At 59.2% G+C, this 9,966-nt stretch carries 13 protein-coding genes and 1 tRNA gene; 7 read left to right on the plus strand and 7 right to left on the minus strand.

The window, feature by feature from the left end; all coding sequences use genetic code 11:
* A partial coding sequence (gene surE / locus NW820_RS05815; protein ID WP_414406943.1) for a 5'/3'-nucleotidase SurE occupies positions 1–713 on the minus strand: 713 nt, incomplete at its 3' end.
* Positions 714–1,129: 416 nt separating this feature from the next.
* Here surE and NW820_RS05820 point away from each other — a divergent pair.
* Both NW820_RS05820 and NW820_RS05825 read left to right on the plus strand, forming a co-directional pair.
* On the plus strand, positions 1,130–1,795 hold the full coding sequence (locus NW820_RS05820; protein WP_011432518.1) for a Crp/Fnr family transcriptional regulator: 666 nt from the start codon (positions 1,130–1,132) through the stop codon (positions 1,793–1,795).
* Positions 1,796–1,825: 30 nt separating this feature from the next.
* Positions 1,826–2,743: an alpha/beta fold hydrolase gene (locus NW820_RS05825; protein WP_414406944.1), complete on the plus strand. Its 918-nt coding sequence runs from the start codon at positions 1,826–1,828 to the stop codon at positions 2,741–2,743.
* Here the strand turns inward: NW820_RS05825 and NW820_RS05830 are convergent.
* The 5 genes from NW820_RS05830 to ureG form a co-directional block, all read right to left on the minus strand.
* Entirely contained in the window at positions 2,671–3,282 is a 612-nt protein-coding gene (locus NW820_RS05830) for a Ycf51 family protein (protein WP_414406945.1), read from the minus strand. The two genes, NW820_RS05825 and NW820_RS05830, sit on opposite strands and share 73 nt — an antisense overlap.
* A gap of 204 nt (positions 3,283–3,486) precedes the next feature.
* Positions 3,487–3,566, minus strand: a tRNA-Leu gene (locus NW820_RS05835).
* A 58-nt stretch (positions 3,567–3,624) separates the two neighbouring features.
* On the minus strand, positions 3,625–5,139 hold the full coding sequence (locus tag NW820_RS05840; protein ID WP_414406946.1) for a hypothetical protein: 1,515 nt from the start codon (positions 5,137–5,139) through the stop codon (positions 3,625–3,627).
* Between the two features lie 51 nt (positions 5,140–5,190).
* Complete coding sequence (locus NW820_RS05845) at positions 5,191–5,994, minus strand: urease accessory protein UreD (protein WP_414352216.1); 804 nt, start codon at positions 5,992–5,994, stop codon at positions 5,191–5,193.
* Positions 5,991–6,653 carry an urease accessory protein UreG gene (gene ureG / locus NW820_RS05850; RefSeq protein WP_011432513.1) on the minus strand — a complete coding sequence of 221 codons (663 nt, stop codon included), beginning with the start codon at positions 6,651–6,653 and terminating at the stop codon, positions 5,991–5,993. Before ureG ends, NW820_RS05845 begins: the two co-directional genes overlap by 4 nt.
* 59 nt (positions 6,654–6,712) lie before the next feature.
* Here ureG and NW820_RS05855 point away from each other — a divergent pair, with 59 nt between their 5' ends.
* Together NW820_RS05855 and NW820_RS05860 are read left to right on the plus strand one after the other, a co-directional pair.
* A complete protein-coding gene (locus tag NW820_RS05855; protein WP_041436298.1) occupies positions 6,713–6,967 on the plus strand; it encodes a hypothetical protein in 255 nt (84 codons plus the stop codon).
* A gap of 144 nt (positions 6,968–7,111) precedes the next feature.
* Entirely contained in the window at positions 7,112–7,669 is a 558-nt protein-coding gene (locus NW820_RS05860; protein WP_414406947.1) for a carboxymuconolactone decarboxylase family protein, read from the plus strand.
* A 57-nt stretch (positions 7,670–7,726) separates the two neighbouring features.
* On the opposite strand, the gene NW820_RS05865 is transcribed toward NW820_RS05860, so the two are convergent.
* On the minus strand, positions 7,727–8,050 hold the full coding sequence (locus tag NW820_RS05865; RefSeq protein ID WP_414406948.1) for a DUF3288 family protein: 324 nt from the start codon (positions 8,048–8,050) through the stop codon (positions 7,727–7,729).
* A gap of 169 nt (positions 8,051–8,219) precedes the next feature.
* Here NW820_RS05865 and NW820_RS05870 point away from each other — a divergent pair, with 169 nt between their 5' ends.
* From NW820_RS05870 to NW820_RS05880, 3 genes are all read left to right on the plus strand, one after another.
* Positions 8,220–9,404 carry an NAD(P)H-quinone oxidoreductase subunit H gene (locus NW820_RS05870; RefSeq protein WP_041437160.1) on the plus strand — a complete coding sequence of 395 codons (1,185 nt, stop codon included), beginning with the start codon at positions 8,220–8,222 and terminating at the stop codon, positions 9,402–9,404.
* Positions 9,405–9,443: 39 nt separating this feature from the next.
* Positions 9,444–9,647 (plus strand): hypothetical protein, encoded by a 204-nt coding sequence (locus NW820_RS05875; protein WP_011432507.1) that lies wholly within the window; start codon positions 9,444–9,446, stop codon positions 9,645–9,647.
* A gap of 56 nt (positions 9,648–9,703) precedes the next feature.
* The coding region (locus tag NW820_RS05880; RefSeq protein ID WP_414406949.1) for an NADH-quinone oxidoreductase subunit H at positions 9,704–9,966 on the plus strand (263 nt) is incomplete at its 3' end.

The following is a 9,966-nucleotide window of genomic DNA, read 5'->3' on the forward strand; positions in this document are numbered from 1 at the left end:
GGCTGCAGGGGCGTAATCGACACATAGCCCTCAGCAACCGCCCGCACGTCCGAACAGGGATCCACCTCCTCTTCCACCACCTCTCCAGCTAGCCAGTAGTAGGCCTTGCCGCGCGGATCCACCCGTTTCTCGTAGAGATCTGTGTACTTGCGCCAGGCCAGGCGGGCCAAGACCATGCCGCGTATTTCAGCCAGCGCTAGGGGGGGCACGTTGATGTTCAACAGCATCGGCTCCCCCAGGGGTTTCAGGCTCAGTTTCTCCAGTAGCTTCAGCACCACCTGGGCCGCTGGTTGAAAATCCTGATGGGTAAAACTGGCCAAGCTTACTGCCAGGCTAGGGATCCCTTCCAATAGCCCTTCCATTGCCGCCGAGACGGTGCCGGAGTAGAGCACATCCGTGCCCAGATTGGCTCCCTGATTGATGCCGGAAATCACCCAATCGGGAGGACGATCCAATAGCCCGTCCAGACCTAACTTGACACAGTCGGAAGGGGTGCCCGAACAGGCCCAGGCCTGCACTTCTGGAGGAAATCCCTCCCGCACCGGATCCACCCGCAGCGGCTTGTGCAACGTCAGGGCGTGGCCGGTGGCCGAGCGCTCCCGATCCGGACAGACCACCGTTACCTGGTGCCCCCCCAGCTGGGCCAGCGCTGCCGCCAAACACCGCACCCCTGCCGCCTGGATGCCATCGTCGTTGCTGATGAGAATATTCATCCCAGCCACCCCACACCCGCCCTTAGACATACACCAGTCTGACCCAATGATCTGCGCTGATCCCCCAGGTAGCCGAGTTCAGCGGCAGAATCTGAAAATTTACGGCTTCTTGGGGTTATTATTGGACGTAGCCTTTTGAACAATATCAGTAGGAACACAATGTCACCCTATGAGGTCAAGTGCCATTATGAAGCTAAGGTAAAGTAAACCCTGCGGTTTCCTTCCTCTTTGTATTTGCCTTCTTGTGTGTATCTTGCTGTTTCTCCATCCCCATCTTCCTAAGACTCCGTCCCGTTGACGTGTAGGTGCTCCGCACCGCCGGCGCGAACGCGGAAGCGTTGCATAGCCTACAGCCGGGTAAAGCTGGAAAGTCTGTAAAACCCATCAGGTCGCTCGAGCGACAGGAAGTTGATCTCATGTCACTTGTTTCCATCACATCGGCAACAGAGGCTCAGGAATGGCGTGAGCTTTGCCAGTGGGCCGAGGAGCACTACCGCTGTCGCACCTTTCCCAAAGACGTGCGCATTCCCACTCGTCCGGGATTGGTGTACATCACCCAAGAGGGAGTGGTGCGCCTGGTCAGCCAAACTCCAGAGCGGCGGGAGGTCTTTGTTGGGTTCATCACGGCTGGATTTCCTTTTGAGCTGAGCAACCCAGAGCGCTTTGAGTTGAAAGCCTGCACCCACGCCGATCGCACCACGGTGATGTGGTTTTACTGGCAGGATCTGGAGCAGTGGCCCTATCTGCACCAGAAGATTCAGGAAAACTTCCGCCAGCAACTGCAACGGAAGCTGCTGTGGTTGGGAAATCTGGGCCAACGGCGCGCCATCGATCGCCTCAAGGGCTTCTTGAGCCTGTTGATCGAAGAGTATGGACAGCCCTGTGAACAAGGGATGTATCTCCCCTGGCCCCTTACCCATGCCCAGATTGGGGATGCCATTGGGGCCACCCGCGTGACGGTGACTCGTCTTCTGGGATCCCTGCGTTCGAAAGGGTTTGTGCAGGTGCTGGATCAAAACTTAATTTGCATTCCCAACGGGGTAAAGCTCCAGCCCACTCCGAAGAAGGCGGCCAGCGCCTAACCCTGCTGTCTAGATGCTATCCAGAGTGTTATGCCTACAGCAGTCGGGAACTGCACTGCTGACGCGATGGGCCTGCAGCTCCACTACCGTACTTGGGGAAAAGGGATCCCCTCCCTCCCAATCTTGATGCTCCACGGCCATCCGGGCAATGCCGACTGCATGGCGGTATTTGCAGAGGCAGTGGCGGGAATGCACCCCTGTGTGGCGCCAGATCTGCGCGGCTATGGACGTTCGCAGGTGGTGGATCCCTTCGAGATGGAGGAGCACCTGGAGGATTTGGAATTACTGCTCAATCGCCTGGGCTGGCAGGCGTGTCTGGTGCTGGGCTGGTCTTTGGGCGGGATCCTGGCCCTGGAGTTGGCTTTGCGGCTGCCGCAGCGGGTAAAGGGTTTGGTCTTGGTGGCCAGTGCCGCCTGCCCCCGCAGCAACCATCCCCCCACCGATTTTTGGGATCAGGTCAACACCGGCGTTGCCTCGCTGCTCAACTGGCTTTGGCCCGGCTGGGAATGGAACATCGAGACCTTTGGCCGTCGCTCCCTTTACCGCTACCTGATGCAGCAACAGACCCCAACGGCCTATCGGTATTTGGCGCACATGGCCTTGCCCGCCTATCTGCACACCTCCCCCCAGGCTCGCCAAGCTCTGCGCGCCGCTTTGCAACGGGGCTACAACCGCGAGGGAGATCTGCACCGAATTCGCATCCCGGTACTGCTTATGGCCGGCGAGCGGGATCGCCACATCACCGCCAACAGCAGCCTGGCCACAGCCCGCGCCCTGCCCCACTGCACCTGCATTGTCTATCCCAACGTGGCTCATCTCTTTCCCTGGGAGATCCCCGACCGGGTGGGACAGGATCTGCGCCGCTGGCTCAGCGCTCAAGACTGGGCAAGTGGGATCCCGGTGGTTGGCTCTTCCGCTTCCTCTGCAGACAAGGCGGCAGAAGCCTGACCCTGGGCCAACTTCCGCAGCCGGGCAAAGGCCTCTTCCTCTAGATGGATCTGCTGCTGCTGTTGTTCTTCTGGGGTGCGCAGGCGCTTTCCCAACGGCTGTTGCAGCGTGCCCAAGAGCAACGGCTCGGAAACTCCCGGCTCGGGATGGATGACGGTGCGGGCCCGCAAGGTGAACACCGGCGAACCGGTGGAGAAGCGGCCCGGGGATCCCAAATCGCTGGCCGCCTGCTTCAGGGTGAGGATCAGTTGCTCTGGGGTGATATCCGGGCTGACAGCAATAACCGCTCGATCCGCCCCTTGGTCATAGACGGTGGTGTAGGGGGCAGCACCGGGAATGCGGGAGCGAAAGATCGGCCCCAAGCTGAGGGCAAAACATCCCGCTGTTAAAACCAGCGCAAACGCCGTGTAGCCCACCAGCGCAAACTTCAAGGGCCAATTGCGGATCCAGGCCAGCAGGGTGAGCACAGCCAGCAAGCCTGCTAGACCTAGCCCAATTTGGGTGGCAGAGGCAAAGAAAGATTCCAAAGTTGCATCCATGATTCCCCAGTTTAGCGGCTAGAGCTTCATCTCTAGGATGCAGGATGAGCCCGATTCTGGCTGCCCTATCTAAGGACTCCGTCCCGCTGGCACCCTGCTCCAGAAGGGCTTGGCTGGTTCTATCACCAAACCCCTGTGAGAAGAGGCAAGACGGATCAACCTACCAAACACAGAAAGCGGCGAGCCCTACAGATTTGAGGAGCATGGGCAAGGTCGGATTCGAACCGACACGGTTTCCCGCCGCATTTTGAGTGCGGTGCGTCTACCAGTTTCGCCACTCGCCCGACTTGGAACCATTATCCTACTGAACTGGCGAAACCTCGTCAACCAATCCCCCGAACTCTATCGGCGGCGGTCTTTCTCCAGTTGCTGGGCCTTTTGCCGAAGCTGGCGGGTTTGCTCCATCACCTCCTCCAGATCCTCGTGGGATAGCCGCTCGACGTAGTTAATTTTGATCTCTTCCAGCAAGTCTTGCAGGAGAGAGCGAATTTCCTCCAAAGCATGCTCCTGGCTGAGTTCCCGTGCCAAGACCTCACCAAACCGCTGCATCAGTTGCGCTGCCAGCTTGGAGCCGACGGGATCCTCGAAACTGCCCGTCAGGGTTTTGTAGGTGGTGGTGGTCAGCTCGTTGGCCAGGCGCTCCGTCAGTTGGCCAGGCAGGGATCCCAGGCCGGGAAGCTGTTCTAGAGTTTGCATGGCAGGCAACTGCTTGAGCAGGCCATCCAGGTTGTAGCGGAGCAGTTGTTGCAATTCCGGTTGCACCTGGGGCAAAACGCGGTAGAGAACAATGCGAAAAACCAGGTTGGCAATCGCCTCCAGCTCGTTGGTGTTGTTGATATCAATGTAGTCGCGCTGGGTACGCGCTGCCGGCAGCAGGGGCAGGGATCCCCGCTGAATGGATCCCTGGATTTGGTTGATCACCCGCACAACAATGACTTCCGTCAGATCCTCGGCGAAGTTGGTAACAAAGCCCTGGCTCACCTGGGCGCGTACCCGCTCCAGATCCAGCAACTGCGCTTGTCCCAGCCGGATGGTGACGGGGATCACCCGCAGCCAGCGCCAAAAGGGCAGCAGCAACAGCACATCGTACCAACGCCAGAGCATGGCATCCAGCCAATTGACGCCGGTGTAGCGGCGGCTGATGGCCACCGTGCGCAGCAAAAATTCCAGCCCAAACAGAAGCACGAAGGGAAAATCCAGCACCGGGAAAAAGTCAACAGGGTTACCGCTCTCACCAATGGGGCGGAAATAGTTGGTCTCGAAGAGGGGGCGCAGCCGGGTCTGGAAAAATTCGATTCCATCTGCGGGATCGGCGCTGGCCAAGTACTCAGCAGTCCAAAAGCGGGCAAAGGCGGCTCTGGCAGAGTCGGCTTCTGGGATGTGCTCCCGCATCAAATTGAGGATACGCACAAACTGGCCAGTTTTGTTGGCGCCCTGAAAGGGATTGGTCTCAATCATCTCGTCGCTGAGCTCCCGCAAGCGGGCCAGGATCGGTGCTGCCGCTTCCGACTCCACGCCAAACCGCAGGGTAACCTGGCGCAGCTCATCCACCAAGGCCAAGTAGCGCTGGGTTTCGGGGTTGGGCTCGATACCTTTGATGGGATCGTATAGGTCGGTCACCGGGGAACGGCTGGTTTCTTCGGAGAGAATCGGCAGCGGAATGGGAGGACCAAAGGCGCCAAAAATTTGCACCCGACCCTGGAGCCAAAAATCTCGCCCAGGCACATAGCTCATGTCGAAGAGCACCAAGCACAGGTTGCTCAGGGCCAGCAGGGCCATCCCCTTCTCGTAGAGGAGCAGCCAGCGACTTCGCCCCCTGAGGACAGAGCGTCTGAGAATCCGTTGAGCAGCGTTCAAAGGACTCCGTCCCGGCCTTGGGTCAACCAGTTGGTTTGAGTCAGCCTTAGTCTACCACCCCTGGGGTGAGCCACCCTTGGCTTGAGCAAGCTGTAGTGCAACCTGGCCAAAATGCCGCCAAATGGCCTCTGCCTGTGGCCCCACCTGGCGCAGAATCCAACCCTTACAGATGGGATCCGGAGACTTGACCAGCCAGTATGGGGACTCCGTTCCGCTGATGTGAACGGTCAGCCAAGTGGGTTCCGGCCAATCCCCCAGCAAGTACAGGGATCCCCAACAGAGATGGGATCCCAGCACTGACGCGGCGGAGACCTGCCGATGGGGAAAGTGCAGGTCTATGTGTTCCTGCAGCCAGAGTTTTCTCCCCTCGGGGGAGGATGGGATCCCAGCAGTGACCCAAACTTGCAAGCAGTTGGCAAGATGTTCAAACTGCCAGCGTTCGTCCATGGCCAGCCGTCCGGCAGTCCAGATCTCGGCATAGGCCAGGCGGGCTGTGGGATCCAGTTCGATCTGCACCTGCTGGCGAAAGTCTGCCCCTGCCCCCGGAATGGTCGGGTGAGGGATCCAGATCAACTGGCTGGTGGGGGCCAGCTTGACCTTGACCTGTTGCCGAATCAAGCCGGGATGTAGCCGCATTGCCCCTTGGGTGCGAATTTCCAGCGCCGAGCCTGGCCCCAGCCCGATCTCGATCCGGTGGCGATCCCCACCCAGCAGGCCGCCGTTGGGGTTGCGCAGGTAGTACACAGGTGGCTCCCCAGGGGATCCCAGCCATTGCAAGGGAGCCTGAGAATACTCCCAAATGTGGGTATGGTCGCCTCGGCGGGTTGCCTTCAAGATGGCCTTACCGAAGTTCACAGGCGGCTCACCGAGGGGGGGTCGGCCTTGATGGGGCGAAACAGCACCTCCCGCTCCAGCCAACTGAGAACCTGCTCCAGCCCCTCACCCGTGCGCAGGTTGGTAAAGACAAAGGGCCTATCTCCCCGCATGCGACGGGCATCCCGTTCCATCACCCCCAAGTCTGCTCCCACATAGGGAGCCAGATCGATCTTGTTGATCACCAGCAGGTCGGAGCGGGTGATCCCCGGCCCGCCTTTGCGCGGGATCTTGTCCCCTTCGGCCACGTCGATGACGTAAATGCAGGCGTCCACCAGCTCCGGGCTGAAGGTAGCTGCCAAGTTGTCCCCCCCCGATTCCACCAAGATGAGATCCAGGGGGCAAAAGCGGCGCTCCAGCTCCTGAATGGCGTCTAGGTTGAGGGAGGCATCTTCCCGAATGGCGGTGTGGGGGCAGCCGCCGGTTTCTACGCCAATGATCCGCTCTGCCTCCAGGGCCTTGGCCCGCACCAAAAACTCGGCATCCTCGCGGGTATAGATATCGTTGGTCACCACCGCCAAAGACAGGTGGTCCCGCAGCGCCAAGCAGAGCTTTTCCACCAAAGCGGTTTTTCCAGATCCCACCGGGCCGCCAATGCCAACCCGTACCGGCTGGGAAGTTTGCGCAACTTTGCCCGACATCGGATACCTGCTCCTCTTTTTGGGCATTCTAGAACCAGATGCTTGCAAGGGATCCGAGTATGGTTCGGCTTTTGGTGGCAACTGCTGTGGTGCTGGTGGGATTTTTGCTGGTTAACCGCCTCTATCGCAACCCGCTGAGTTCGGAGCCGAGACCAGAGCAAGCCAGCCCAGAAGCTGCCCAGCAAGGGATCCCTCAAGGTGGGCCGCTGCAGATTTACCAATCTCGGGAACAGATCCAGCAAACCCTCAACCAAGGGGCTACCGCCACCCAGCAGCAGGTGGAAGCCGTTGAGCAATCCTTGGGCAATCCTTGACCCTTGACAAGTTAAGAAGGGAGGCAGGTGCCTGGTTTCAGGCGGAGAAGGGATCCCTCCCCCAGACCGTGAAGCGCCCCTCAGGCTTGGGCGGATCCCCCAGACGCGCTAAAGTCGAGAATGCTGCAATTTTACAGACTGTCCATGCGGATCCCTCCTGTTACCCCAGAGAAAGCCGATAAGCAACTGCAAAAGGTTTACGAAAGCCTGGAGAAAACCTACGGCACCGCCCTGAACCCCTTGCAGGTGATGGCCCACAAGCCCCAACTGATGCGAGCCGTGATGAACCTCTACGGGGCGCTGCACACCCAAAACCCCAACTTGCCTGAAGAGCTGAAGGAGCTGGTCAGCATCCGCATTGCCCAAATCAACGGCTGCCGCCACTACTGCCTGCCCTACCATACCCTGCAGGCGCAGAAGCACGGAGCTACCCCGGCCAAAATTGCGGCGGTGGCCCAGGCCCGCACCAGCACCCTCTACACCGAGGCGGAAAAGCTGGCCATCGAGTACGCTGAGCGGATGACCGTGCCCAGCATGGTGGTGACCGACAGCTTCTTTGCCCAGCTAAAAGCCATTTGGTCAGATGAAGATCTGGTGGAGCTATCGGCTTGGATTGGCTTTATGAACTTCTGGACTAAGGTGATTGCCGCCCTGGATGTGCCTTTGGATCCTGTCTTTGCCGAGCAGCTTCACGTCTCATGAACAACCGGCAAACTCCCCTCTCTCAGGGGGGTAAGGGATCCCGACCCAAACCCTCCACTAGGCCCAGTCGTCTCGCGTGCTAAAGCTGCGGTCGTACACCTGGCCGCGGGCATGGATCTGGCGGGTCTGGGCGAACAGCTCTTCTTCGCTCATGCCCCACTGTTCCAAGATCTGATCCAAATCCCGCTGCAGATCCCAGGCGCCGGGGAAGCCGTGGTAACGGATGCGCAAACGGGCGACTTCCGCCAGCACCCACTCGGAGAGGGGCCTCTCCTGAGCCTGCACCATCAGCTCATCGAGCGCAGCTCGGTCGGTGGCATATTGCGGATGTTGCTGCTCTCGTCGGGATGAGCCATTCGCGGGTGAACGGGATACAGCCATCGGCCTCCCTCCTTTTTTCTCACTCTAGCTGAGTTCCCCTGGAGACTTTCAATATCGAGGATTGGGATCCCTGATGGCATGGGATCCCGAGAAGGCAGAAGAAAACCGCTATACTGCAAATGTTGCAGACCATGAACATTCTTCAGTTGCGGAGGCGGCGGCTATGCCCATGCCCATGATCGAGACCCGTACCGACCGGATGTTGCTCAACTTTGGGCCGCACCATCCCTCTATGCATGGGGTTTTGCGTTTGCTGGTCACCCTAGATGGCGAAAACATCGTCGATTGCGAACCGGTGATCGGCTACTTGCACCGCGGCATGGAAAAAATCGCCGAAAACCGCACGGTGGTGCAATACCTGCCCTACGTCTCCCGTTGGGACTACGGGGCCGGCATGTTCAACGAGGCCATCACCGTCAATGCCGTTGAGAAACTGGCCGGGATCAGCGTGCCCAGACGGGCCAGCTACCTGCGGGTGATCATGTTGGAGCTAACTCGTATTACCAACCACCTGCTCTGGTTTGGCCCCTTCTTAGCAGATTTGGGCGCACAAACTCCCTTTCTCTACGCCATGCGGGAGCGGGAGTGGATCTTGGATTTGTTTGAAGCCGTCACCGGCATGCGCTTGATCAACAACAACTATTTCCGGGTGGGCGGCGTGGCGGTGGACTTGCCCTACGGCTGGACGGAAAAATGCCTAGACTTTTGCGAGTATTTCTTGCCCAAAGTGGATGAATACGAGCGGCTGGTTACCGACAACCCGATTTTCCGCCGGCGGCTGGAAGGGGTGGGAGCCATCTCCAAGCAAGACGCCATCAACTGGGGTCTGTCGGGTCCCATGTTGCGGGCCTGCGGCGTCAACTGGGATCTGCGCAAAGTGGATCACTACGAGTGCTACGACGACTTCGACTGGGAGGTGGCCGTTTACCCCGAAGGGGATTGCCTGGCCCGCTATCGGGTGCGCATGAAAGAGATGCGCGAGTCCTGCAAGATCGTGCAGCAAGCGGTGAAGGCTCTGCCGGGCGGCCCCTTTGAAAACCTGGAAGCCAAGCGGATGCTGGAGGGGCCGAAGTCGGAGTGGAACAAAGGGGACTACCAGTTCATCAGCAAAAAGCCTTCCGCCAACTTCAAGATCCCCAAAGGGGAAGCCTACGTGCGGGTGGAGAGCGCCAAAGGAGAGCTGGGCATTTACATCGTGGGAGACGACAACGTTTGCCCGTGGCGCTGGAAGATCCGCCCCCCCGGCTTTGTCAATTTGCAAGTGTTGCCTCAGCTCATTCGCGGCATGAAGGTAGCCGACATGATCGCCATCCTCGGCAGCATTGACATCATCATGGGCGAGGTGGATCGCTAGGAATCGCTAAGATACTTACGGAAAGCGAGGACAAAGGCGATGGCCTGGGCGATCTTGGTTCTGCCGCTGTTGATTGTGTCTGTCATTGCTGCGGTTATCGGCCCCAAGCAATGGGCTAAGTACCAAGAGGAAAGGCGCCGCCGCGCGGAAGAGCTATCTGATGCTCGCCTTCAGGCCATCATCCAGCAGGAGCTACGCCGCCGCAACCGTCCCCCCCAATCGGATCCCAACGGGAAAACTTAGCTACAGGGATCCCAAACCCTACCCAACCCGCCATCTCTAGGGAGCTACTCACCCCCATGACAAACGCTGGTATCGACCTACAACTTGGCTTCGAGACTGCCCTACAGAACCTAGGCTTGGGAGCAGGTGCAGCCCATGCCCTCTGGATGCCCCTGCCGATGTTGCTGCTGATCATCGCCGCCACCTTGGGGGTGATGGTCATGACCTGGCTGGAGCGAAAAATCTCGGCAGCAGCCCAACAGCGGATTGGCCCCAACATGGCCGGCCCTCAGGGGGTGCTGATCCCGATTGCCGACGGCATCAAGCTGCTGACCAAAGA

This window comes from Synechococcus sp. R55.7 (assembly GCF_047461955.1).
GTDB lineage: Bacteria > Cyanobacteriota > Cyanobacteriia > Thermostichales > Thermostichaceae > Thermostichus.

What these genes read in the sequence shown, in the direction of transcription:
- NW820_RS05830 (WP_414406945.1), bottom strand. Translation starts at nt 3,282, where the DNA reads ATGGATGCAACTTTGGAATCTTTCTTTGCCTCTGCCACCCAAATTGGG.
- NW820_RS05855 (WP_041436298.1), top strand. Translation starts at nt 6,713, where the DNA reads ATGGTTCGGCTTTTGGTGGCAACTGCTGTGGTGCTGGTGGGATTTTTG.
- ureG (WP_011432513.1), bottom strand. Translation starts at nt 6,653, where the DNA reads ATGTCGGGCAAAGTTGCGCAAACTTCCCAGCCGGTACGGGTTGGCATT.
- NW820_RS05825 (WP_414406944.1), top strand. Translation starts at nt 1,826, where the DNA reads ATGCCTACAGCAGTCGGGAACTGCACTGCTGACGCGATGGGCCTGCAG.
- NW820_RS05870 (WP_041437160.1), top strand. Translation starts at nt 8,220, where the DNA reads ATGCCCATGATCGAGACCCGTACCGACCGGATGTTGCTCAACTTTGGG.
- NW820_RS05865 (WP_414406948.1), bottom strand. Translation starts at nt 8,050, where the DNA reads ATGGCTGTATCCCGTTCACCCGCGAATGGCTCATCCCGACGAGAGCAG.
- NW820_RS05860 (WP_414406947.1), top strand. Translation starts at nt 7,112, where the DNA reads ATGCGGATCCCTCCTGTTACCCCAGAGAAAGCCGATAAGCAACTGCAA.
- NW820_RS05875 (WP_011432507.1), top strand. Translation starts at nt 9,444, where the DNA reads ATGGCCTGGGCGATCTTGGTTCTGCCGCTGTTGATTGTGTCTGTCATT.
- NW820_RS05820 (WP_011432518.1), top strand. Translation starts at nt 1,130, where the DNA reads ATGTCACTTGTTTCCATCACATCGGCAACAGAGGCTCAGGAATGGCGT.